21 protein-coding genes are annotated in these 23,796 nt (G+C 72.6%); 13 read left to right on the forward strand and 8 right to left on the reverse strand.

Annotated features, from left to right (window positions below; all coding sequences use genetic code 11):
- Window positions 1–370: 370 nt before the first annotated feature.
- Together Pflav_RS18145 and Pflav_RS18150 are read right to left on the reverse strand one after the other, a co-directional pair.
- A complete protein-coding gene (locus Pflav_RS18145) occupies window positions 371–1,108 on the reverse strand; it encodes an anti-sigma factor family protein (protein ID WP_197938618.1) in 738 nt (245 codons plus the stop codon).
- Entirely contained in the window at window positions 1,105–1,605 is a 501-nt protein-coding gene (locus Pflav_RS18150) for a sigma-70 family RNA polymerase sigma factor (RefSeq protein WP_197938978.1), read from the reverse strand. Before Pflav_RS18150 ends, Pflav_RS18145 begins: the two co-directional genes overlap by 4 nt.
- A 442-nt stretch (window positions 1,606–2,047) precedes the next feature.
- On the opposite strand from Pflav_RS18150, the gene Pflav_RS18155 reads away from it, so the two are divergent.
- On the forward strand, window positions 2,048–3,127 hold the full coding sequence (locus tag Pflav_RS18155) for a hypothetical protein (protein ID WP_173037211.1): 1,080 nt from the start codon (window positions 2,048–2,050) through the stop codon (window positions 3,125–3,127).
- Here the strand turns inward: Pflav_RS18155 and Pflav_RS18160 are convergent.
- The 4 genes from Pflav_RS18160 to Pflav_RS18175 form a co-directional block, all read right to left on the reverse strand.
- Window positions 3,099–3,584, reverse strand: a complete 486-nt coding sequence (locus Pflav_RS18160) for a glutathione peroxidase (protein WP_173037212.1) — start codon at window positions 3,582–3,584, stop codon at window positions 3,099–3,101. The two genes, Pflav_RS18155 and Pflav_RS18160, sit on opposite strands and share 29 nt — an antisense overlap.
- Before the next feature lie 98 nt (window positions 3,585–3,682).
- Window positions 3,683–4,210: a DUF2231 domain-containing protein gene (locus tag Pflav_RS18165; RefSeq protein WP_173037213.1), complete on the reverse strand. Its 528-nt coding sequence runs from the start codon at window positions 4,208–4,210 to the stop codon at window positions 3,683–3,685.
- Between the two features lie 36 nt (window positions 4,211–4,246).
- Window positions 4,247–4,690 (reverse strand): SRPBCC family protein, encoded by a 444-nt coding sequence (locus tag Pflav_RS18170; RefSeq protein WP_332107771.1) that lies wholly within the window; start codon window positions 4,688–4,690, stop codon window positions 4,247–4,249.
- Between the two features lie 49 nt (window positions 4,691–4,739).
- Window positions 4,740–5,177, reverse strand: a complete 438-nt coding sequence (locus Pflav_RS18175) for an ATP-binding protein (protein WP_173037215.1) — start codon at window positions 5,175–5,177, stop codon at window positions 4,740–4,742.
- A gap of 148 nt (window positions 5,178–5,325) precedes the next feature.
- Between Pflav_RS18175 and Pflav_RS18180 the strand changes: the two genes are divergently transcribed.
- From Pflav_RS18180 to Pflav_RS18190, 3 genes are all read left to right on the forward strand, one after another.
- Entirely contained in the window at window positions 5,326–6,543 is a 1,218-nt protein-coding gene (locus Pflav_RS18180; protein ID WP_197938619.1) for a PP2C family protein-serine/threonine phosphatase, read from the forward strand.
- 212 nt (window positions 6,544–6,755) lie between these two features.
- Entirely contained in the window at window positions 6,756–7,733 is a 978-nt protein-coding gene (locus Pflav_RS18185; RefSeq protein ID WP_173037217.1) for an Acg family FMN-binding oxidoreductase, read from the forward strand.
- 54 nt (window positions 7,734–7,787) lie between these two features.
- The gene (locus Pflav_RS18190) at window positions 7,788–9,443 is read left to right on the forward strand and encodes a GAF domain-containing sensor histidine kinase (protein WP_173042502.1); all 1,656 of its coding nucleotides are present in this window, start codon (window positions 7,788–7,790) and stop codon (window positions 9,441–9,443) included.
- Here Pflav_RS18190 and Pflav_RS18195 read toward each other — a convergent pair.
- Window positions 9,436–10,065: a response regulator gene (locus tag Pflav_RS18195; RefSeq protein ID WP_173037218.1), complete on the reverse strand. Its 630-nt coding sequence runs from the start codon at window positions 10,063–10,065 to the stop codon at window positions 9,436–9,438. The two genes, Pflav_RS18190 and Pflav_RS18195, sit on opposite strands and share 8 nt — an antisense overlap.
- Window positions 10,066–10,205: 140 nt before the next feature.
- On the opposite strand from Pflav_RS18195, the gene Pflav_RS18200 reads away from it, so the two are divergent.
- From Pflav_RS18200 to Pflav_RS18215, 4 genes are all read left to right on the forward strand, one after another.
- Window positions 10,206–11,192 carry an Acg family FMN-binding oxidoreductase gene (locus tag Pflav_RS18200; protein ID WP_173037219.1) on the forward strand — a complete coding sequence of 329 codons (987 nt, stop codon included), beginning with the start codon at window positions 10,206–10,208 and terminating at the stop codon, window positions 11,190–11,192.
- Window positions 11,193–11,330: 138 nt separating this feature from the next.
- Window positions 11,331–12,440, forward strand: coding sequence for an LCP family protein (locus Pflav_RS18205; RefSeq protein WP_173037220.1), 1,110 nt, complete (start codon window positions 11,331–11,333; stop codon window positions 12,438–12,440).
- A gap of 79 nt (window positions 12,441–12,519) precedes the next feature.
- Window positions 12,520–15,045 (forward strand): AAA family ATPase, encoded by a 2,526-nt coding sequence (locus Pflav_RS18210; RefSeq protein ID WP_173037221.1) that lies wholly within the window; start codon window positions 12,520–12,522, stop codon window positions 15,043–15,045.
- A 42-nt stretch (window positions 15,046–15,087) separates the two neighbouring features.
- Window positions 15,088–16,431 carry an FAD-binding oxidoreductase gene (locus tag Pflav_RS18215; protein WP_173037222.1) on the forward strand — a complete coding sequence of 448 codons (1,344 nt, stop codon included), beginning with the start codon at window positions 15,088–15,090 and terminating at the stop codon, window positions 16,429–16,431.
- 489 nt (window positions 16,432–16,920) lie between these two features.
- Here Pflav_RS18215 and Pflav_RS18220 read toward each other — a convergent pair whose 3' ends face one another.
- Window positions 16,921–17,421, reverse strand: a complete 501-nt coding sequence (locus Pflav_RS18220) for a MarR family winged helix-turn-helix transcriptional regulator (protein WP_173037223.1) — start codon at window positions 17,419–17,421, stop codon at window positions 16,921–16,923.
- A gap of 95 nt (window positions 17,422–17,516) precedes the next feature.
- On the opposite strand from Pflav_RS18220, the gene Pflav_RS18225 reads away from it, so the two are divergent.
- The 5 genes from Pflav_RS18225 to Pflav_RS18245 all read left to right on the forward strand — a co-directional run bounded on the left by Pflav_RS18225 (window position 17,517) and on the right by Pflav_RS18245 (window position 23,796).
- Complete coding sequence (locus Pflav_RS18225) at window positions 17,517–19,784, forward strand: LLM class flavin-dependent oxidoreductase (protein WP_173037224.1); 2,268 nt, start codon at window positions 17,517–17,519, stop codon at window positions 19,782–19,784.
- Window positions 19,781–20,713 carry an LLM class flavin-dependent oxidoreductase gene (locus Pflav_RS18230; protein ID WP_173037225.1) on the forward strand — a complete coding sequence of 311 codons (933 nt, stop codon included), beginning with the start codon at window positions 19,781–19,783 and terminating at the stop codon, window positions 20,711–20,713. Before Pflav_RS18225 ends, Pflav_RS18230 begins: the two co-directional genes overlap by 4 nt.
- 25 nt (window positions 20,714–20,738) lie before the next feature.
- Complete coding sequence (locus Pflav_RS18235) at window positions 20,739–21,569, forward strand: siderophore-interacting protein (RefSeq protein WP_173037226.1); 831 nt, start codon at window positions 20,739–20,741, stop codon at window positions 21,567–21,569.
- Between the two features lie 212 nt (window positions 21,570–21,781).
- The gene (locus tag Pflav_RS18240; protein WP_232071578.1) at window positions 21,782–23,110 is read left to right on the forward strand and encodes an extracellular solute-binding protein; all 1,329 of its coding nucleotides are present in this window, start codon (window positions 21,782–21,784) and stop codon (window positions 23,108–23,110) included.
- Window positions 23,107–23,796 carry a carbohydrate ABC transporter permease gene (locus tag Pflav_RS18245; RefSeq protein WP_232071580.1) on the forward strand — a complete coding sequence of 230 codons (690 nt, stop codon included), beginning with the start codon at window positions 23,107–23,109 and terminating at the stop codon, window positions 23,794–23,796. The genes Pflav_RS18240 and Pflav_RS18245 overlap by 4 nt, the downstream gene beginning before the upstream one ends.

The raw sequence follows: 23,796 nt of genomic DNA on the forward strand, positions 1-23,796 counted from the left end.
TTGCCCACTGTGGACGTGGCGGGCGGGTCAGTGGTGTCCGCGAGAGGGCGGGGTCGCGTCAGCGCGCGGCGGGGCTGGGCGCGTTCGTGCGCCCAGCTCAAGAGGCCGCCTGGGCGGTGGGTCAGTCCGCTGCGGTCGCTAAGCCGGACTGATCCACGGGCACCAGCGCCTGGGGTGCGGTCGTTGCGGCTTGCTTGCCCTGGCCGCGTTCGGCACGTGGACACCGTCGATGCGCTCGCAGCCCGCCGCCGTGGTCGCCCCGACGGCCGCGAGCGCACCGCGCACGCCAAGGTAAGCGGATCGTGGTATTGAGCTGCCCTTATAGGGGCAGATGGATACCACGATCTGTCGGGCTCCTGATCGCGTCGGGCTAGATGGGCAGGGTGACGAAGGTTTTGCCGGCGGTGTTCTGGACTTCGACGGCTACCACCTTGTCGATCGCGACGGAGGCGCTGCCGGCCAGGTTGGTCCCGCCGGTCTCGCCGGCCGGCGAGACGATCCAGCCGCTGGCGATCTCGCGCTCGCCGCCGCTGCCGACGACGATCAGCCGGCAGTTTTCGCCGGCCGGGACGCCGGCGACCGTGGCGTTGACCCGGACCCAGCCCGCGGCCGGTACCACCTGGGCGTTCATCCGGACGCCGTTCGACGCGTTCACCGTGCTGCCCGTGCGGGTGTTCGCCGGGAGGGGCGAGGCGGTCGCGGTCGGGGCCGGTGACGGCGGCGGCACCTGGGCCACCTGGTCGGGGGCGGTCCCGCGCCCCAGGGCGACACCACCGCCCACCGCGCCGGCCAGCAGTACCGCGGCGGCGGCGACGGCGGGCATCCAGCGGCGGCGAGCGGCGCCGGCGGTCTCCTCGCGGACTTCCTCACGGACCTGGCGGATCGTGCGCTGGAGCACGAGGTCGGCGTCGGGCGGGCCGTGCAGCAGCAGGGCCTCCGGCGGGATGTCCTCGAGCACGTCCTTCACCGCCTCGAGCTCCACCACATCGGCTCGGCAGATCTCGCAGTCGGCCAGGTGGGTGTCGACGTCACGCCGCTCGTCGGGGTCCAGCGTGTCCAGGACGTACGCGCCGAGCAGCTGCGCGTCATGCGCCTCGGCAACCATCATGCCGCCCCTTTCAGGGCGGTGGACCGCCCGGCAAGCAGCTCTCGCAAGTTCTTCAACGCGTTATGGGAACGGGATTTCACCGTTCCGGCCGGGATGCCGAGGTGCTCGGCGGTCTCGGCAACGCTACGCCCCTGGAAGTAGATTTCCACCAGGACGCGGCGGTGGTCTTCGGACAGGTGCTCCAGGGCCTGGAGGGCCACCATGGAGTCGACCACGCGCTCCGCGTGGTCCCGCTCCACCGGCCCGGTCGAGGCGGTCTCGGCGACCTCGATGGGACGGATGGCCCGGGCGCGGGCGCGGTCGGTCATGACGTTGCGGGCGACGGTGAACATCCAACCCCGTATCGAGCCGGTCTGCTCGGACAGGGTCTCGGCGTGCCGCCAGGCCCGGATGAGGGTCTCCTGGAGCACGTCCTCCGCCAGTGCACGATCACCCGTGATGCGAGTGACGTACGCGAGGATAGCCGCGCCGTGTTGCTCGTAGAGCGACCGGACCAGCGCCTCGTCGCTGGAAGTCGGTGGCCGTCGCCTTGCCATCCGCCGTTCCGCCCTTCAATCGGAGAGTCACCACAACTACGGACGCCGCCAATGTACGGTTCACGCGCACGCGGCACCGCGAACGAGCCAAGGGTCCACTGTGGAACGACCAGCGCGGTCGACGGGAGCACCGGCTCCGCACCGACAATCACGAGGTAGAAGCGACCTCAGGAAAAGCGTGTGAACCGTCTGGCCCCAACCATCGTATTGAAGCCAACCAACTGAATCACCGCCCCCGGCGACAGCCTCACCGAAGTGAGCTGTGCCCGGGAAATGCCGCTGTGCTCCTGCCAAGAAGCCTCACAACCCGAATGCGGCAGAACCCAATCCCAGTCGCTCCTGCACTATGCCAGGCGCGGCGATCGACCGCAATGCCGTCGTATCTCGCTGAGGAGACCGTCCAATGAGAACGTCCCGCTTCCTCGCCGCGCTCGGTGGTGTGATCGCCGCCGCCAGCCTCTCCGCCTGTTCCCTGTCCGCGCCGAGGGTCGAGCCGGTCGCCCAAGAGGCTCCGGCCGCCGAGTCCACCCCGGAGGCCACGGCGGAGCCGGGCGAGGCCGCCGGTGCCGAGGCGCCGGCCACCGGCAGCCCGCAGGTGCTGCGCATCGCCCAGGTGACCGGCCTCTCGTCGATCGTGGTCAACGCCAAGGGCCGCACGATCTACCGCTTCGACGACGACTCGAACGACCCGCCGACCACCAACTGCGTCGAGAAGTGCAACGAGACCTGGCAGCCGGTGCTCGCCCCGAACGGTGTCGAGGTCGACGCCGGGCTCGAGGAGGACCTTGTCGGCACTGTGGAGCGCCCGGACGGCGCCGAGCAGCTCACGCTCAACGGCTGGCCGATGTACTACTTCCACGAGGACCTCAGCCTCGGCCAGATCGCCGGGCACGGCACGGGCGACAAGTGGTGGGCAATCTCACCGGCCGGCGGGCGCGCGGAGAAGACTTCCGACGAGCCGGCGGCGGCCAAGAAGCCGCAGGTGCTGCGGGCCGCCGGGGTCGACGGCCTCTCCCCCGACATCGTGGTGAACGCCAAGGGCCGCACGATCTACAGGTTCGACAAGGACGACAACAACCCGCCGCGTACCACGTGCGTCGGTAAGTGCCTCGAGACCTGGCAGCCGGTGCTCGCCCCAACGGGGTGGAGGTCGAGGACGGGATCGACGAGGACCTCGTCGGCACGATCACCCGGCCGGACGGCAGCAAGCAGCTCACGCTCAAGGGCTGGCCGCTCTACTACTTCCACAAGGACCTGCGCCTCGGCCAGATCGCCGGGCACGGCACGGGCGACGTGTGGTTTGCGATCACCGCCGGGGGTGGCAAGGCGAAGGAGAAGTCGACCTCCTCCGGCGGATCCAACAACAACGACGGCGGCGGTGACTCGTACTAGCCAAAAATCAAGGGGGTACGGTACCGGCCGGCGGCCGCCACCGCCGGCCGGTACACCGTGTCTTAGGAAAGCTGGGCCTCCACGGCCTTGACCAGCTCCGCGTCCTCGGGGGTGGTGCCCGGGCGGAAGCGCCGCACGACCTCGCCGTCCCGCGAGACGAGGAACTTCTCGAAGTTCCACGTGATGTCGCCCGCCTCGCCGTCGTCGTCCGCGACGGCGGTCAGCACGTTGTAGAGCGGGTGCCGGCCGGGCCCGTTCACCTCGGTCTTCTCCAGCAGCGGGAAGGTCACGCCGTACGTGGTGGAGCAGAACTCCGCGATCTCCTCGGCGGTGCCCGGCTCCTGGCCGCCGAACTGGTTGCACGGCACGCCCAGCACGCTGAAGCCGCGCCCGGAGTACGTCTCGTGCAGCCGCTCCAGCGCGGCGTACTGCGGGGTGAGGCCGCACTTCGAGGCGACGTTCACGATGAGCAGCGCGCGGCCCTGGTAGTCGCCCAGCGAGGCCGGCTCCCCGGCCAGCGTGTGTACCGAGATGTCGTAGATCGTCATGCGCTCAATGATGGCCCCGGCCGCGCACGGCGGAGCCGGCGCGGGGTGTGGCCCGGGTCACTGGCGGCGAGCGGGCCGGCCAGGCGCGGAGAGCGACCTCAGGCGCGGGAAGCGCGCGGCCGCCTGCCCGTCTGGCCCACCGCGCCGGCGTCGCGGCCGGTCAGCGAGCTGGGAGCGTTCGGGTTCGCGCCGTCGTGCACGCCGATGCCGAGCCGGTCGACCAGCTCGCCGCCGAGCCAGGCGGCGGCGCCACCGATCACGACCCCGACAACCTCCAGCGCGAACGTACCGCCGCCGGCCGCGCGGCTCGGGTTGTCCACCCGGATCAGCCAGGCGATGACGAAGAGCAGGAGCATGAGCGAGTTGAGCCCGCCGTGCACCCGTCCGACACGCTTCGCGCGGGTACGGGACGGGATGCTCGTCCAGTCGAGGAAGCCGGTGAGCGCGGCGAGCACCGCGCCGATGATGCCGGCCGAGATCATCCAGAACCCGACCTGGCCGAACGTGCCCTTGTCGGTGATCAGGTGGATCAGGTCGAAGATGGTGCCGGTGATGAAGAGCCCGAGCGGGAACACCACCAGCATCGGGTGCACCGTGTGCCCAAGCGCTCGTATGCGTGTCTGCACTGGTTCTCCCTCACAACAAAGCCAGGTAGGACGGCGCTAGAAGTCGGGTACCGCGACTCGGTCGCTGATCCGCCGCTCGGCCAGGTCGGCCAGGCGGTGCAGCGACTCCCGGTTGCGACTGTGCAACAGCAGGTCGTTGATCGTCGTCCGCGCCCCGCGCAGCGGTCCCGCATGGAAGTTCTCGACGAGCCGTACGGTCGTGTGCCCCGGGTCGAGCTCCATCAGGGTGATCACGACCTCGGCCTCGCCGAGCGGCCAAACCCGGGGCCGCAGGTGAAGCTCGCGGAACTCGTCGACGGCGATCACGGTCGTGCTGTCGTGGATCGAGAGCGGCCACGGTCCGGCCTTGTGGTGGATCTGCGTGCCGGGCGCCGGCCAGCCGGGGTCGACGTCGCGGATGTGGGTGGTCCCCACGACCCAGTCGCTGTACGTCCAGCCATCAGCGAGTACCGCCCAGATCCGCTCTGGGGTGACCGCCACCGTCCGTTCCACCACTGCCATTTGGCTGGCTTGCCCGGTACGGGGCGAATTATGCGACGCCGTCCATCCGCGCGCTGATCCGCACCACCGTGCCTGAAGGGCCGCTGTCGATCTCCATGCCGTCGCTCAGCTGCCGGGCGATCCACAGCCCCATCCCGCCGTCGCTCGATGGGACGGGCCGATCGGGCCGATCGAGGTACGGCGTGGGGGCGAAACCCGGGCCGGCGTCCCGCACCTCACAGAAGAGGTCGCCGTTGCGCCAGATCCGCAGCTCACCGCTGCCGCCGCCGTGTCGTACGGCGTTCGCCAAAAGCTCGTTGACCGCGGTGACCCAGTCGCTGGCCCGCTCCGCGGAGAGGCCGCAGTCGCGGGCGATGATCTCCACCTGGAGGCGGATGGCCGGCAGGCGCCCGGTGGCGATCGGGACGTGGAGGAGCAGTGGCCGCACCTGTGGGGCCAGGTGACCGTCTGGCCAACGCCCGACCACAGCCGCCACTCCTTCCCCGCGTCCCCTTCGCCATGACATGGATCACTACACGGGGGAATGTACCCAGCTACACGAAACCAAACCCGTCTTTCCGGGCGAAGGTGTGGTGACCAGGCGCCATACCGGTACGGGGGCTACGCTTCTGCCCGTGATTCAGGGGGTCGACGACGGGAGCGACGAGCGGCTGCGCCGTATCGAGGCGCTCACCGACACCTCCCTGTCGCAGCTCGACCCCGAGGACATGCTGGACGAGCTGCTCGATCGGGTACGCGATGTCCTGCGTACCGACACCGCCGCGCTCCTGCTGCTCGACACGCACGCCCAGCAGCTCGTGGCGACCGCGGCCAAAGGGCTGGAGAAAGAGGTCCGGGAGGGGTTCCGGCTCTCCGTCGGCCGTGGGTTCGCCGGCCGGATCGCCGCCGAGAAGCGGCCCGTGACGCTGGACGACGTCCGCCCCGGCGATGTGGTCAACCCGCTGCTGCTGGAAGCGGGCATCCGCTCGCTGCTGGGCGTGCCGCTGTTCGCCGGCGGCGAGGTGATCGGCGTGCTGCACGTCGGCTGCCGGCGCCCGCGCCGCTTCACCTCGGACGACGTCCAACTGCTCCAGCTCGCCGCCGACCGGGCCACCGCCGCCGCGCAGGTGCGGGCGAGCAGCATCGACCGCACCGCCGCGCTCGCGTTGCAGCGCAGCCTGCTCCCGGCCCGGCCGCCCGAGGCACCCGGCGTCGACATCGCCGCCCGGTACGTGCCCGGCCACGACGCGGGCGTGGGCGGCGACTGGTACGACGTTTTCGCCCTGCCCAGCGGCTGGCTCGGCGTGGTAATCGGCGACGTCTCCGGGCACGGCCTGCGCTCGGCGGTCGTGATGGGCCGGCTGCGCAGCGCGCTCCGGGCGTACAGCCTTGTCTGCGACGACCCGGCCGAGGCGCTGACGCTGCTCGACCGCAAGATGCACCACTTCGAGGCGGGCAACCTCGCCACCGTGCTGTACGCGATGGTCTCCCCCGACCGGCAGACGATCCGGATCTCGCTCGCCGGCCACCTCCGCCCGGTCCTCGCCGCACCGGGCCAGCCTGCGGTGATCGCGGAGGCGCCGGTCGACCTCCCGCTCGGTCTCGGCGGCCGGCCGCAGCGGCGCCGCCACACCGATTTGCCCTTTCCTCCCGGGGCGGTGCTTGTCTGCTACACCGACGGCCTGATCGAACGCCGCGACGAGGTGATCGACGTGGGTATCGAACGGCTCCGCGCGGCGGTCACGACCGGCCCCGCCGAGCAGGTCTGCGCCACCGTGATGGCCAGCCTCGCCGAGGAGCGGCCCGGCGACGACATCGCCCTGCTCGCAATCGGCCGGGCCGCGCCCGCCTAGGGCCTGCCTGGCGGATCTTCGCGCCGCGCACAAAAAAGATCCGCCAGACCGGCGCAAGGCCGGTCTTCGCGCCGCGCACAAAAAGATCCGCGAGACCGGCGCAAGGCCGGCGGGGGTCGAAGGTCCCGCCGGCTAGGGACGCCCTGGCCCTACGCGCCGCTCCCGCACCCCGGGCAGGCTCAAGGCGAGTCACGGGTCTGGGAGGTCGGGAGATGAGCACGAGGGAACGTACGGCACGGGCGGCACTCGCCGAGGCGGCGGTGGCCGCTCGGCACGCGCCGTCGGTACACAACACGCAGCCGTGGCGGTGGCGGGTCGAGCCGGACGCGCTCGACCTGTTCGCGGTGCGCGACCGGCAGCTGCTCGCCGGCGACCCGGACGGGCGGCTGCTCACGCTCAGCTGCGGCGCCGCCCTGCACCACGCGGTCGTGGCGCTGGCCGCCGAGGGCTGGACGGCCGCCGTGTCCCGTCTGCCGGACCCGGCCGACGCCGAGCACCTGGCCCGTGTCACGCTGGCCGGCCGGACCGAGGTCACCGGCGCGGCGATGCGGCGCTTCCAGGCGGTACGGCTGCGGCACACCGACCGCCGGCCGGTCAGCGAGGTACCGGCGGACCCGGCACCGGTCGCGGCGGCCGTCGCCGAGTACGGGATCCACCTGCACGTGCTCACCCGCGACCAGGTCCTCGACCTCGCGGCCGCCGCGTCGCGGGCCGACCGGGTCGAGACCGGCGACGACGCCCAGCGGGCCGAGCTGGCCTCCTGGACCGGCGGCGACCGGCCGGGCGGCACCGGCGTACCCGACGCGGCGATCCCGGACCGCGCGCCGGAGACGACCGTCCCTGGCCGCGACTTCGCGCACGCCGGCACGCTCGCGATCGGCGACGGGCACGACGAGGCAGCCGTCTATGCCGTGCTGTACGGGCCGGGTGACGAGCCCGCCGACTGGCTGCGCGCAGGCGAGGCGCTCTCCGCCGGCTGGCTCGCGGCCACCGAGGCGGGGATCGCCGTGCTGCCGTACAGCTCGGTCGTCGAGCTGCCCGCCATCCGCACCGCCCTGCGAAACGTGATCTCGGGGGTCGGCTACCCGTACCTGGTGCTCCGCCTGGGCACCGCCGACCCGGACGCGGCCGGGCCGCCGCCCACCCCTCGGCTGCCCGCGAGCGAGACCGTCGAGGTCGCTCGTGGATAGGATGCGGGCGTGTCCGGCCTGGAAGAGGACGCTTGGGCGTCGCCGACGTTGGGATTGAGCCCGCTGTCCCGGGTGCGGCTGGACGAGCTGCTCCAGGAGCTGCTCGACCGGGTCGGTGAGGTGGTCGCCAGCCGGGAGCGGCTGCGCTCCCTGCTCGACGCGGTGGTGACCATCGGTAGCGGCCTGGAGCTGCGCGGCGTGCTGACCCGCATCGTCGAGGCGGCCTGCGCGGTGGTCGGCGCCCGTTACGGCGCACTTGGTGTGGTCGGCCCGGACCGGACGCTGGTGGAGTTCATCACCCACGGGATACCGCCCGAGCTGCACGCGCGGATCGGTGACCTGCCGCACGGGCGTGGTGTGCTTGGCCTGCTGATCGAGGACCCGCGCCCGCTGCGGCTGCCGGACATCACCAAACACCCCCGGTCGTACGGCTTCCCGTCGTACCACCCGCCGATGCACAGCTTCCTGGGCACCCCGATCCTCATCCGCGACCAGGTCTTCGGCAATCTCTACCTGGCCGAAAAGCACGACGCCGCCGAGTTCACCCAGGACGACGAGGAGATCGCCGTCGCCCTCGCGGCCGCGGCCGCCGTCGCGATCGAAAACGCCCGCCTCTACGCCATCGCACACCGCCGTGAACGCTGGCTGGCCGCCACCGCCGAGATCACCACCGTCCTGCTCGGCCAGGTCGACCGCACGAACGCCCTGCACCTTGTCGCCCGCCGCGCGCGCGAGGTCGCCGAGGCGCAGCTTGTACTTGTGCTGCTCGCCGACGAGGAGACCGGCCGGCTCACCGTCGAGGTGGTCGACGGGCCCGCGCCCGACCTGGCCGGCGCGGTCGTCCCGCTGGCCGGCACCGCCTTCGCGCAGGCCGTCACCGGCGCCGAACACGTGGTCGTCGACGATCTCGGCAAGGCGGCTCCCTGGCCGGCCCCGGTCAGTACCGGCCCGGCGCTGATCACCCCGCTCGCCGCCGCGGACACCCTGCACGGCGTGCTCGTCGTCGCCCATCCCGCCGGTACCGCGAGCCGGCCGGAGGACCTGCCGATGCTGCACACGTTCGCCGGGCAGGCCGCCCTCGCCCTCGAACGCGCCCGAGCCCAGGACGAGCGCGAGCAGCTGCTCGTGCTCGAAGACCGCGAGCGGATCGCCCGCGACCTGCACGACGTGGTCATCCAGCGGCTCTTCGCCACCGGCCTCCAGCTACAGACCGCGGCGCAGCTGGCCAGCCGCCCGGACCTGACGCAGCGGATCAGCGGCGCGGTCGACGACCTGGACACCACGATCCGGGACATCCGTACCGCGATCTTCGAGCTCCGTACCCCCGCGGTCGCGGCCCTGCGCACCGAGATCCGCGACCTTGTCGCCGAGGCCGCGCAGTCCCTGGGCTTCCGGCCCGTGCTGCGCCTGGACGGGCCGATCGACAGCGCGGTACCGGACGAGATCCGCCCGGATCTGCTCGCGGTGATCCGGGAGGCGCTGTCCAACACCGCCCGGCACGCCCGCGCCACCACGGTCCTGGTCGGTGTGGCGGCCGCGAACGGGCAGGTCACGGTCACCGTGACCGACGACGGCGTGGGCACCGGCGACAGCGAGCCGCGCGGTGGCCTGGTCAACCTCCGGGAGCGGGCGCAGCGGTACGGCGGCGACTTCACCGTGCGGCCCGCCGACCCGACCGGCACCGAGGTCGTGTGGCGGGTACCTACCTGAGCAGGCGGGTGGCGAGCACCGCGGCCTGGGTACGCCGCTCGAGGCCGAGCTTGGCCAGCAGGCTGGACACGTAGTTCTTCACGGTCTTCTCGGCCAGGAACATCCGCCCGGCGATCTCCCGGTTGGTCAACCCCTCCGCGATGTACCCAAGGATCCGCCGCTCCTGCTCGGTCAGCGACTTCAGCTCGCGCGGCTCCTCGACCCCGTGCCGGATCCGCTCCAGCACCCGCGCGGTCACCGCCGGGTCCAGCAACGACTGACCGGCCGCGACCCGCCGCACCGCGTCCACAAGGTCGGTGCCGCGGATCTGCTTCAGCACGTACCCGGCCGCGCCCGCCATGATCGCCGCGAACAGCGCCTCGTCGTCCTCATACGACGTCAGGATCAGCCCCTTGATCGAGGAGTCGACGGCGCGCACGTCCCGGCACACGTCAATACCGCTGCCATCTGGCAGCCGCCCGTCCAGGATCGCCACGTCCGGCCGTACCGCCGGGATCCGCCGCGCCGCCTCCAGCGCCGAACCCGACTCCCCCACCACCTCGATATCACCCTCGGCCTGCAACAACTCGGCCAAGCCACGCCGGACCACCTCGTGGTCGTCAAGGAGGAAGACTCTGATCACCTCTCCTTTCTACCGATGTGGTGACCCGTTGTCACAGGGCCGGGCAGCAGGGGGTCCCGGGCCGAAAGTCCCGCACCGCAGGCCAGGTCGGGACCTCTGGCCCTGCAACCAACCGCCCTCCCGGGCGCACATTTGGCGCCATGACCACCACCGGCTACACCCCCGAAGCCCTGGCCGTCGCGGTCGCGGCGGCCATCCGGGCGCCGTCCATGCACAACAGCCAGCCGTGGCGCTTCCGGCTGCGCGACGGCGGCATCGAGGTCCGGGTGGACCGCCGCCGGCCGCTTCCGGTCGCGGGCCACGGCGACCTCGGCGACTGGGCCGCCCACCTCGCCTGCGGGGCGGCCGTCTTCAACCTGCGGCTGGCGCTCGCCGCCGAGGGGACACCGCCGCGGGTACGGCTCTGCCCGTACCCGGACGATCCGGACGTGGTCGCCCGGCTGGAGCCGGACCGGCCGCGCCCGGCCACCCCGGTCGAGCGTGATCTGCTCGCCGCGGTACCCCGGCGGCACAGCAGCCGGTTGCCGTTCTTCCCCGATCCGGTACCCGGGGAGATCCGCTGGCGGCTCGTGCAGGCGGCCCGCGCCGAAGGCGGCTGGCTGGAGCTGGTGGTGGGCACCGCCGCGGTCACGGCCTTCGGCGAACTCGCCCGCGGCGCCAGCCGCGTCCTGGAACGCGACCCGGACTACCGCGCCGAGATCGCCGCCTGGACCCGGCACGGTCCGGCCCCGGACGGCGTGCCCGCGCGGGCCGGCGGCCCGGTCGCCGAGCCGCAGGACCTGCTGCCGCAGCGGCCGTTCGGCGACCGCACCCGGGCACCCGGGCGGGACTTCGAACCCGAGCCGCTGGTCGCCGTGCTCGGCGCCGCGGGCGACACCGCCGTGGACCGGATCACCGCCGGGCAGGTGCTTGCGCGGGTACTGCTCACCGCCACCGACGCCGGGCTCGCCACGTCGATGCTCTCCCAGCCGATCGAGGTGGCCGCCGCCCGCGAACGGCTGCGGACGGCGCTGCGCCGCTTCGGCAGCCCGCAGATGGTGCTGCGCGTCGGGTACGGCCAGCCGGCCTGGCCCACCCCACGCCGTACCGCCGCCGAGGTGACCGACGCGCCCGTCCACAGTGGATGATTTAGGGATACTGCTAGCTGGGTAAGCGTTTCTCAGCGATCCTTCAGGGAGCGGACGTAGCTTCGCTGGCGGAGTACGCCACCCTGATCGGAGCCCACCACCATGTCGGACGCCATACGAAAGCGGCGAAAAGACCCATTGTGGGCGAAACTCGCGGTCATCGTGGGCGTGGTGCTGGTCGTCACGAGCGGCACCGTGATCGTCGGCTCCCGGCTGCTGATCTCCCAGGTCACCTCGGACATCACCCAGACCACGCTGATCGACGGCGCGGCCGGGGCCGCGGCCGCGGAGCGGGGCAACAACATCGACGGGCCGGTCAACCTGCTGCTCGTCGGGCTGGACGAGCGGGAGGGCAGCGACGAGGAGGGCGCCCGCTCGGACACGATCATCATCCTGCACATCCCGGCCAGCCACGACCAGGCGTACCTCGTCTCCGTGCCGAGGGACACCCGGGTGGAGATCCCGCCGTACGCGAAGAACGGCTACGGCGGCGGCACCGCGAAGGTCAACGCCGCGTTCTCCGCGGGGTACGAGGGACCCGGCAGCGAGCTACAGAAGCGGGCGCGCGGCTTCGACCTGCTGGCCAAGACGATCAACGACCTCACCGGCATCACGTTCAACGGCGCCGCGATCATCGACTTCCGCGGCTTCGAGTCGGTCGTGACCGAGCTCGGCGGCGTGGACATGTGCGTCGACACCCGGGCCGAGTCCATCCACATCGGCGTGACGAAGGACGGCAAGCTCGTGCGCGGCTGGTACAAGGAGGGCGTGGGCATCCAGGGGCTGCCCGACGGCGCCAAGCCGCTCGTCCACGAGAAGGGCTGCCGGCGGATGTCCGCGATCGAGGCGCTGGACTACGCCCGGATCCGCAAGAGCCTGCCGGACGGCGACTACGGCCGCCAGCGCCACCAGCAGCAGCTGCTCAAGGCGATCGCCAAGGAGACCACCAGCACGGGGATGCTCACCGACCCGGGCAAGCTCAACCGCGTGATCGAGGCGGCCGGCAAGGCGTTCATCCTGGACACGCAGGGCGTGCCGATCGACGACTTCCTCTTCACGTTCCGCCGGCTCGCCGCCAACGACCTCGTGATGGTCCGGACCAACGCCGGGGAGTTCGCCTCGGAGACGATCGGCGGGCAGGCGTACGAGACGCTGACCCCGGAGACCATGCGGATGCTCACGTCGGTACGCGACGGCACGCTCCCCCAGTTCCTCATGGCCAACCCCGCGTTCGTCGCCACCGGCTGACCCCTAGGGGCGAGTCCTGATTGCCCTGGTCCCCTACATTCCGCGGTGAGACGACAAACGCGGAGGATCCGGGGGACCAATGCGAATGTGGCCGTTCGAGGGGCGCGAGGGGGAGCTGGCCGCCATCGTGTCGGCGTTCCGCGGCTCCGATGTGAATGCCGTGACGGTCACCGCGCCGGCCGGCATGGGCAAGACCCGCCTCGCCCGGGAGGCCGCCGGCGCGCTTTCCGAGGCGCGCACGGCCTGGATCGGCGCGACCCGGGCGGGGGCCGCGTTCCCGTTCGGCGCGCTCGCCCCGTCGCTGCCGGAGGACGAGCCAGCGACCGGGCCGCTCAACACGATCCTCGCCGCGGCCCGGCAGGCCGGCGGCTGGGGCGGCCGGGGTGGGGTGGTGGTGGTCGTCGACGACGCGCACCTGCTCGACGAGGGGTCGGCCACGGTCGTCGCGCACCTGGCCGCCCACCGCCTCGGCTTCGTGATCATGACGGTACGGTCCGGCGAGCCGCTCGCCGACGTCCTCGGGCGGCTCGGCGAGGACGCGGGCGCGCAGCGGATCGACCTGCCGCCGCTGCCGGCCACCGCCATCGACCGGCTGATCGCGCACGAGCGCCCGGCCGGGCTGGACGCCCGCGAGCGGCGCCGGCTGCACAGGGTGGCCCAGGGCAACCCGCTCGCCCTGTACGAGCTGCTGCGCGGGGCCCGGCCCGGCGGCCTCACCGACCTGATCATGTCCCGGCTGTCCGCGCTCGACCCCGGTACCCGCCACGCCGTCGAGCTTGTCGCCTGCGGTGAGCCGCTGCCGGTGTCCATGCTCGAACGGCTGGCCGGGCCGGACGCCGCGATCGCCGCGGAGGACGCCGGCCTGATCGTCGCCGGGCGCTCCGGCGCCCGCGCGCAGGCCCGGCTCGGCCACCCTCTCTACGGCGAGGTGCTGCGCGCCACGACGAGCCCGTCCCGGGCCGCGGTGGTCTACGGCGAGCTTGCCGGTGCGCTGCTGGGCACCCCGCTGCGCCGGCGGGAGGACCCGCTGCGGGCCGCGCTCTGGCAGGTCGAGGCCGGGGCGGTGAGCCGGGCCGACATCGTCCGGGAGGGTGCCCGCAAAGCGATCGGGCACGAGGATCTCGCGCTGGCCGAGCGGCTGGCCCGCGCCGCCCGGAGCGCCGCGCCCGGCGACGAGGCGGACCGGCTGCTCGCCGAGATCCTCGCCTTCCGCGGTCAGGCGGCCGACGCGGCGCGGCTGCTGACCGCGCCGGAGCCGGGGCCGGCCGCCGACCGGGTCGAGTGGGCGATCACCCGGGCGGACGCCCTGTACTGGAGCAGCGGCGACATCGACGGCGCACTGGCCACATTGGACGCGGCCGGCGGGCACCCGACGGCGGAGGCGTCCCGCTCCTGGCTGCTCTGCTTCGACGGCCGCTGCGCCGAGGCCGCGCGCACCGCCGCCGGCGTGCTGGGCGGCCCGGACGCCGAGCCGCGGGCGATCATCTGGGCCACCACGGCCGGCGCGGCCGCCGCCGGTTTCCTGGGGCGTGGTGCCGACGCCGAGGCGATCGCCGGGCGGGGCGCCACGGTGGCGGCGGCGCACACCGCAACGGTGCCGTGGGGCCCGGTCGAGGTGCGCATCGGCGCCTGCCTGGCCCATCTCGCCGGCGGCTCGCCCAGGGCGGCGGAGGCACTGACCGCGGAGGGCTACCGCCAGGCGCTCGGCGGTGGCGCGGCGATGATGGTCAGCGGCTGGGCCCTCTACGGCGGCCTCGTCGCGCTCGCCCGCGGGCACCTCGACGCCGCGGAGCGGCTGCTCGCCGAGGCGCAGCCCGACTTCGCGGCGGACAACACGTTTCGGCTGCACCGCTGCGCCCTCGCCGCCCGCGCCGCGGCGAAGGCGCTCGGCGGCGACCGGGCCGCCGCCACCCGGCACCTGGCCGAGGCGGACGCGCTCGCCCACCCCACCAACCGGCTCTTCGCGCCGTGGGTCGAGACCTGGCGCGCGTGGACCAGCTACGCCGCCGGTGACCTGCCGGCCGCGACCGGCGCCGCCGTCCGGGCCGCGGACCTGGCGCGCGAGTGCGGCATGCCCGCCGTCGAAGCGCTTGCCCTGTACGACGTCGCCCGGCTCGGCGGCCGGCCGGACCTCGACCGGCTCGCCGCGATCGACCACGACACCGGCCGGCTCGTCACCGGTGCGGCCCGGGCCCTGGTCGCCCGGGACGGCGCGACCGGGCTGGAGGCCGCCGCACACGGCTTCGCGGAGCGCGGGTACGACCTGCACGCGGCCGAGGTGTACACGGCGGCGGCGTACCGGCACCACCGGCACGGCCGGCCCGCGCACGCCGACCTGGCCACCGCGAGCGCCGCCGAACTCACCGCGCGCTGCCCCGGCGCGGCCACACCGCTGCTGCGGCGCAACAGGTTCACCGGCCGGCTCACCCAGCGGGAACGCCAGATCCTGCTGCTGGCCGCCGAGCACACCAGCGCCCAGATCGCCGAGCAGCTCGGGCTGGCCCTGGCCACGGTCAACAACAACCTCGCCCGCGCGTACAACAAGCTCGGCATCGGCAGCCGGGACGAGCTCCGCACCCTGCTGGCCGGCGGCCAACCCGGCTGAGGCCAGCCAATTTGGTCATACCCGCCGCCTACGGTGGCTGGCATGGGATCTTTCGAGGGGCCGGTGTTCCGGCCGGGCGACGAGGGCTACGACGCCGAGCGGGCGGGCTTCAACCTCGCCGTGGAGCAGCGTCCGGAGCTTGTCGTGGCGGCGACCGGGCCGGCCGACGTGATCGCCGCGGTCGAGTTCGCGTCGGCCCGCGGCCTTTCCGTGGGGGTGCTGACCACCGGGCACGGGCCGGCCGTGCCCGCCGACGGCCAGGTGCTGGTCACCACCCGTCGGATGAGCGACGCCCGGGTCGACCCCGCGGCGCGTTTGGCCCGAGTCGCCGGCGGCGTGCGGTGGGAGCAGGTGCTTCCCCTGGCCGGGCCGCACGGCCTCGCGCCGCTCAGCGGGTCCAGCACAAGCGTCGGCGTGGTCGGCTACACGCTCGGCGGTGGCATAGGGCCGCTCGGCCGGGCGTATGGCTTCGCCGCCGACCGGGTGCGCCGCGTCGACCTGGTCACCGCCGACGGGCAGCTGCGCGAGGTGACGGCCGAGAGCGAGCCGGAGCTGTTCTGGGCGGTCCGCGGCGGCGGGGGCAACTTCGGCGTCGTCGTGGGCCTGGAGTTCGGCCTCGTGCCGGTCGCGCGGCTCTACGGCGGTGGGCTGTTCTTCCCGGCCGAGGCGACCGCCGACGTCCTGCACGCGTATCGCGAGTGGGCGCCGACCACGCCGGAGGGGATGTCCTCCTCGGTGGCGCTGGTCGACTTCCCGCCGATTCCGCAGGTCCCCGAGCCGCTCCGCGGGCGGTATGTGGCGAATGTGCGCTTCGCGTATACAGGCGGGGCCGAGGAGGGCGAGCGGCTGGTGCGCCCGCTGCGCGACATCGGGTCACAGTTCCTGGACACGCTGCGCGAGCTGCCGTTCACCGAGGTGGCCTCGATCTCCAACGACCCCACCGCCCCGATGCCGGCGTATGGGTCGAACGTGCCGCTGCGCACCTTCGACGCGGCCGCGGTCGACGCGCTCCTCGCGCAGGTCGGGCCCGGCACTGGCGCCCCGCTCGTCGTCGAGCTACGCCAGCTCGGCGGTGCGTTCGGGCGACCGCCGGAGGTGCCCAGCGCGGTCGGTGGCCGCGACGCGGCGTACCTGCTGTTCGCCTCGGGCCTGCTCCGGCCCGGCGCGGAGGACGCGGTGCGCGGCGCGCACGACCGGCTGCACGAGGCGATGCGGCCGTGGTCCACGGGCGGTAGCGCGTACAACTTCTCCGGTGCCCGGGACGCCGATCCGGAGCGGGTCCGGCTCGCCTTCACGCCCGCCGACTACACCCGGCTCGCCAAGGCCAAGGCGACCTACGACCCGGACAACATGTTCCGGCTCAACCTCAACATCCCACCTATCTAAAACCGAGGAGATTGAGCTACCGCGACGTTCGTCGTGGTCCGGACCGTCGCTCCCGCGGCCTCACCCTTCGCGGTTGGCAAGCTCACCCCGGGGTCGCGGTCGGCCGACCGCGACGTCTGCTGCCAGATCCGCGGTCCAAGCCACCAGCGCGGTTTGCTGGGGTGTCGCGTGCGAAGGGCTGTCGAGCTGGGCGCATCGATGCGCCCAGCACCCTGGCGGCCGGGGTCCGCGCCCGAAGCCAAGCTGGTGGTCGTCGTGGGTCTGCGGGTGGGCGCGGCCACGCGCCCAGCTCGACAGGCCGCGGAAAGAGAAACCCCGGGGGGGTGGGCTTGAACCGCGGACCCGGCAGCGCGGGTCGGGGATCTCGGCGAGCGCCAGCGAGCCGCCGACCTGCGCGGTGCCCGCGGGAGCTAACGGTCTACAAGTGACGCGGACCGGGGCAAATGCCGATCTTAAGAAATTGAATGTGATCCCGAGCCCGCAAGACCTCTAGGTGCGCGCGCGCTCGCCGAGCACGGCGTCCACGGCCTCGCAGGGGTCGGCGGCCGGCTCGATGTCGCGCAGGTCGCAGGCGACGCGCCGGAGCAGGTGCCGCAGCGCCCGCCGCTCGACCGGCTCCAGCGCGCCCAGCAGCGCGTCCTCGGCCTCGCGGACGCGCCGCTCCAGGTCGGTGTGGACGCCGAGCCCCTCGGCGGTGGCGACGATCTTGCGCTGGCGGCGGTCGGCGGGGTTGAGCTGCCGCTCGACAAGGCCGGCCTTGACCAGGTCGTCGATCAGGTAGGTCATCACGGTGCGGTCGATGCCCAGGTGGGTGGCGAGCGCGAGCTGGCTCGGCTGGTCGCCGCGGACCACGGCGGCGAGGGTCTGGTAGCCGCGCGGGCCGTGCGGGAAGTCGCCGAGGACCGTGACCACCGAATTGTGGTACCCGGAGAGCAGCACCCCCAGGTGCCACCCGAAGTCGCCGTCGTAGGCGGGTCGCTCGGTCGTCATGACGGGAATCATACCGACCGAAGCGTGGTTGCGACTATCATCTGTGGGACATACGATCTGTGTCACCACTTATCGAACGGCCGGGGAGCCAACCGATGAACTACGGTCATCCGCTCGAGTTCGGGACCTTCGTCACCCCCACCGGGGAGGACGCCGTCGCGCTCGCCCGGCGCAGCGAGGAGCTCGGCTACGACCTGGTCACCTTCCAGGACCATCCGTACCAGCCCGCGTTCCACGACACCTGGACGCTGATGTCCTGGGTCGCCGGCCAGACCGAGCGGATCCACATCGCGGCCAACGTGCTCAACGTTCCACTGCGCCAGCCGGCGGTCCTCGCCCGCGCCGCAGCCAGCCTCGACCTGCTCTCCGGCGGCCGGTTCGACCTCGCGCTCGGCGCGGGTGCCTTCTGGGACGCGATCGAGGCGATGGGCGGCCGCCGGCTGGAGCCCGGCGAGGCGGTCGACGCCCTCAGCGAGGCCATCGACATCATCCGCGGCCTGCTCGACGCGGGCGAGCCCGACCCGCTGCGCTTCGACGGCGAGCACCACAAGCTCGACGGGGCCGAGCGCGGGCCGCTGCCGCGCCACCACATCCCGATCTGGCTGGGCGCCCACAAGCGCCGCATGCTGCGCCTGCTCGGCCGCAAGGCGGACGGCTGGATGGTCACCGCCGGCTATCTGAAGCCCGGCGAGTTCCGCGCTGGCAACAAGATCATTGACGAGGCGGCCACCGAGGCGGGCCGCGACCCGGCGGAGATCCGCCGCATGCTCAACATCGGCGGTACGTTCACCGACCAGCGGCAGGGCTTCCTCCAGGGGCCGCCCGAGGCATGGGTCGACGACCTGCTCCCGCTCGTGGTCGAAGACGGCGTCGGCACGTTCATCCTGATGTCCGACGACGCGGCCACGCTGGAGCGGTTCGCCCGCGATGTGGCGCCGGCGTTGCGCGCGGCGGTCGACCGGGCGCTGCCCGCGCCGCTGCCCACCGGCTCGTTCCGGAGTGCGGCGGTGCGTGCCAAGCGGCGGGACGGCGTCGACTACGACGGTGTGCCGCGGTCGCTGGCCGAGCTGGCCGTCGAGCCCGGCGACATCGACTTCTCCCGCGTGCGCTCCAACTACCTGCGCGGCGGCAACCCCGGCATCGTCCTGCGCCCGCGGAGCACGGCCGAGGTGGCCGAGGCGCTCGCGTTCGCCCGCCGCCACCCCGACCTGCCGATGGGTGTGCGCAGCGGCGGCCACGGCGTCAGCGGCCGGTCCACCAACGACGGCGGCATCGTCATCGACCTCGGCTTCCTCGACGGGGTCGAGGTGCTCGATGAGGCCACCCGGCGGGTACGGATCGGGCCGGGCGCGCGGTGGAAGCAGGTCGCCGCGGCCCTTGAGCCGTACGGGTGGGCGCTCAGCTCGGGCGATTACGGCGGCGTCGGCGTGGGCGGCCTGGCCACCGCCGGCGGCATCGGCTTCCTCGGGCGCAAGCACGGCCTGACCATCGACCACCTGCGCGCGGTCGAGATGGTGCTCGCCGACGGCTCGACCGTCCGGGCCAGCGGTACCGAGAACGCGGACCTCTTCTGGGCGGTCCGCGGCGCCGGCGCCAACTTCGGCATCGTCACCTCGTTCGAGTTCGAGGTGGACGAGGTCGGCGAGGTCGGCTGGGCGCAGCTCGGGTTCGTCGCGAGCGACACCTCGGGGTTCCTGCGCCGCTTCGGCGAGGTGGCCTCCAGCGCGCCGCGCGACACGACCGCGTTCCTGGTCATGGGCCCGCCGAGGCGGGGCCAGCCGGCCGTCGCCCAGCTGTACGGGATGGTCGACTCCGGCGACCCCGACACGGTGATCGCCCAGCTCCAGCCGTTCGCGCGGATGGCACCGATGTTCCAGCAGCAGGTGGTCATCGCGCCGTACGCGGCGGTGATGGGCATGGCCCCCGACGCCGAGCACCAGGGGCGCGGCGAGCCGATCTCCCGCTCGGCGTTCATCCGCGAGATCACGCCGGAGTTCGCCGACGCGGCCGAGCGGCTGCTGCACAGCGGCGTCGTGTTCTTCTTCCAGCTGCGCACGGTCGGCGGCGCGGTCGCCGACGTCGACCCCGACGCCACGGCGTACGCGCACCGCGACGCCGGCTTCTCGGTGGTCGCGATGGGCGTCGACCGCGAGCGCCTGGACCGGCTGTGGGACGGGCTGAGCGAGCACTTCGACGGCCTGTACCTGAGCTTCGAGACCGACCAGCGGCCCGAGCGGGTCGCCGACGCGTTCCCGCCCCGGACGCTGGGCCGCCTCCGCGAGCTGAAGGGGCGCTACGACCCCGACAACGTCTTCCGCGACAACTTCAACATCCGCCCGCTAACGGGTGGGGAGGAATCATGACCGACACCGACTACGGACACGACCTGCTCTTCGGCACGTTCGTGACGCCCGTCAACCAGCCCGCCACGCAGGCCGTCGACCTCGCGGTGGTCAGCGACCGGGCCGGGCTCGACCTGGTGACGTTCCAGGACCACCCGTACCAGCCGAGGTTCCACGACACGTGGACGCTGATGTCGTACGCGGCGTCCCGGACCAGCCAGATCCACGTCAGCGGCAACGTGCTCAACCTGCCGCTGCGGCAGCCGGCCGTGCTCGCGCGCAGCGCCGCCAGCCTCGACGTGCTCAGCGGCGGCCGGCTGGAGCTGGGCATCGGCGCGGGCGGCTTCTGGGACGCCATCGCGGCGATGGGCGGCCGGCGCCTCTCCCCCGGCCAGGCGGTGGAGGCGCTGGAGGAGGCGATCACCGTCATCCGCGAGGTCTGGGCCGCCGACCGGCCCGGTCCGGTACGCGTGGACGGCAAGTACTACCGGGTGCACGGCGCCAAGCGGGGGCCCAAGCCGCCGCACGACATCGGGATCTGGGTCGGTGCGTACAAGCCACGGATGCTGCGGCTGATCGGGCGCGTGGCGGACGGTTGGCTGCCGTCGCTCGCCTACCTGCCCGGCGGGCCGGCGGACCTGGCCGAGCTCAACCGGCACATCGACGGTGCCGCGGCGGGCGCCGGGCGCGATCCGGCCCAGGTGCGGCGGCTGCTGAACGTCGGCGGCCAGTTCGCCCCGACCGGCCGCGCGTTCCTCGACGGCCCCGCCGAGCAGTGGGCCGAGGACCTGGCCGGGCTGACCCTGGAGTACGGGATCAGCGGCTTCGTCCTCGCCACCGACGACCCGTACACGATCGAGCTCTTCGCCGCCGAGGTCGCGCCCGCGACGCGGGAGCTCGTCGCCGCCGAGCGCGGGGCGACAGCTCCCGTCGGGGTGCGGCCGGCCTGATCGTTCGGCCTGCAAGGATGGGGGCATGACGACGCCCCAGCGGCAGGGCCGGACCCAGCACGTGCTCGCGGTGCAGGCCACCGAGTGGTTGACACCGCACGTGGTCCGGGTGGTCGCCGGCGGCGAGTCGCTGGCCGGGTTCGCCGACAACGGGCACACCGACGCGTACGTCAAGCTGCTCTTCGTCGACCCCGCGCTCGGCCTCGAGCCGCCGTACGACCTCGCCGAGCTGCGCGCGACCCTGCCCGTGGAGCAGCGGCCGGTCGTGCGCACGTACACCGTCCGGTGGGTGGACCAGACGGCCCAGCGCCTGGCGATCGACTTCGTGACCCACGGCGACACCGGGGTGGCCGCGGTGTGGGCCGCCGGCGCCAAGCCCGGTGACCGCCTCGTGCTCTCCGGTCCGGGCGGTGGGTACTCGCCGGACCCCTCGGTCGCCTGGCACGTCTTCGCCGGCGACCTCTCCGCCGTGCCCGCGATCGCCGCGTCGCTGGAGGCACTGGAGGCACGGCCCGGTGACGCGGCCGGCGTCGCGTACATCGAGGTCGCCGACCCGGCCGACGTGCTGGAGCTGAAGTGCCCCGAGCAGGTCGCGGTGCGCTGGCTGGTCAACCCCGACCCCGACGACGCCGCCTTCCTGGCGCGGACGCTCGACGCCGGCGACTGGCCGGTGGCGACCGACGCGGTACAGGTCTTCGCGCACGGCGAGCGCGAGTCGGTGAAGGCGATGCGCGCCGTGCTGCGCGACCGGGGCGTACCCCGCGAATCGATCTCGATCTCCGGCTACTGGGCGCGCGGCCGAACGGAAGATGTGTTCCAGGCCGAGAAGCGCGAGCCGATCGGCCGCATCGACTGACGGTCGACAGCACGGCCGGACGCCGTTGACATGCTCGCCTTCGGGTACATATGTTGACGGCACTCTTTACGTAAAGTTTTCGAAAGCCGCTCTGAAAACCTGGCAGCCGTGCGGGCGCCGACCGCCGCGTGCTCAGCGCGCCGTCCGTCCGCACACCTCATGAGGTATCGATTTCCCGCGGCCCACCCGCGGGACGACCCACGGAGGTCAGCGTGGCATACAGTTCGATGTCCCGGCGGGGCTTTCTCGGCCTGGCGGCCGGCGCCGGCGCGGGGATGGCACTCGCCGCATGTGGAAGTTCGGGTCCGAGTCAGGGGGGCGGTAGCGGTGGCGAGGCCAGCTACTGGTTCCTGACCGCCCCGCCCGCCGAGCAGATCCGCACCAACACCGTCAACCGCTTCAACCAGGCAAACCCCGACACCCAGATCAAGCACAACGCTTTCGAGAACGACGCGTACAAGACGAAGATCCGGACCGCCCTCGGCGCCGGCCAGGCACCGACCATCATCTGGGGTTGGGGCGGCGGCGGCCTCAAGAGCTGGGTCGAGGCCGGGCAGGTGGACGACCTGACCGACTGGTTCGCCCAGAACGCCGCGGTGAAGGACCGGCTGTTCCCCTCGTCGTTCGGCGCCGCGACGGTAAACGGCAAGATCTACGCGATGCCGTGCGAGACGGTCGAGCCGATCGTGCTGTTCTACGACAAGCGCGCGTTCGACAGGATCGGCGCCGAGCCGCCGCAGTCGTGGGGCGACATCATGGACCTCGTGCCCAAGTTCAACGCCAAGGGCATCGCGCCGTTCTCGCTCGCCGGGCAGTCGCGCTGGACGAACATGATGTGGTTGGAGTTCCTCTTCGACCGGATCGGCGGCTCGGAGGTGTTCCAGGCGGTATTCGACGGCGAGAAGGACGCGTGGTCGAACCCGGCCTCCCTGGACGCGCTCACGAAGGTGCAGGACCTCGTCAAGGCCAACGGCTTCGTCAAGGGCTTCTCCTCCGTCGTCGCCGACGCCAACGCCGACCAGGCGCTGCTCACCACAGGCAAGGCCGCGATGATGGTGCACGGCACGTGGACGTACGGGTCGATGGAGCAGGAGGGCGGCGACTTCGTCTCCGGCGGCAACCTCGGGTACATGAACTTCCCGCCCGTCGACGGCGGCAAGGGCGACCCCACCAACACGGTCGGCAACCCCGCGCAGTACCTGTCGATCTCCTCGAAGGCCACCGCCGAGCAGAAGGAGACCGCGAAGAAGTTCTTCTCCACCGCCGTGCTCGACGACACCGAGGTCGGCGAGTGGCTCAACACCGGCGGCGTACCGATCGTCAAGGGCAGCGAAGGCAAGATCGCCTCTGCCAAGGACCCGGAGTTCCTCGAGTTCATCTACCAGACGGCGAGCAACGCGAAGGTCTTCGCGCAGTCCTGGGACCAGGCGCTGAGCCCGACCGCCGCGGAGGCGCTGCTGGACAACATCGCCAAGCTCTTCCAGCTCTCGATCAGCCCGCAGCAGTACGTGGACAACATGAACCAGGTCATCGGGAAATGACGGGGCTCGCTCCGCCCGCTGTCCAGGTCCGGCCAACGACCAACCCGGCCGGCGGGCGGGGCGGCTCGGTCGCGTGGATGGCGTTGCCAGCGCTCGCCATCTTCGCCTTGTTCGGCCTTGTCCCGCTGTTCGGCGTGCTGGCGCTGAGCTTCACCGAGTGGGACGGGATCGGCGACATCCATCCCGCCGGCTTCGAGAGCTGGCGGGCGGTGCTGACCGACCCCGGGCTGCCACACGCGCTATGGGTGACGTTCCTGGTGATGGCGCTCTCCTGGGCCTTCCAGACGCCGGCGAGCCTGCTGATCGGGGTGTTCCTCGCCGGCCGCCAGCGGTACCGCGAGGTCCTCGCCGTGCTGTACTTCATCCCGCTGCTGCTCAGCTCGGCGGCGCTCGCCATCACGTTCAAGGCGCTGCTCGACCCCAACTTCGGCGTCGGCGCCGGGCTCGGCATCCCGTTCCTGGTACAGGACTGGCTGGGGCACGGCACCCTCGCGCTCGGCGTGGTGGTGTTCGTGGTGTCCTGGCAGTTCATCCCGTTCCACGCGCTCATCTACCAGGGCGGGGTACGGCAGATCCCGGTGGCGCTCTACGAGGCGGCGCAGATCGACGGGGCCGGGCGGCTCCGGCAGTTCTTCAGCATCACGCTCCCCAGCTCAAGTACACGATCATCACGTCGTCGACGCTGA

It is taken from the genome of Phytohabitans flavus, assembly GCF_011764545.1.
Taxonomy (GTDB): domain Bacteria; phylum Actinomycetota; class Actinomycetes; order Mycobacteriales; family Micromonosporaceae; genus Phytohabitans; species Phytohabitans flavus.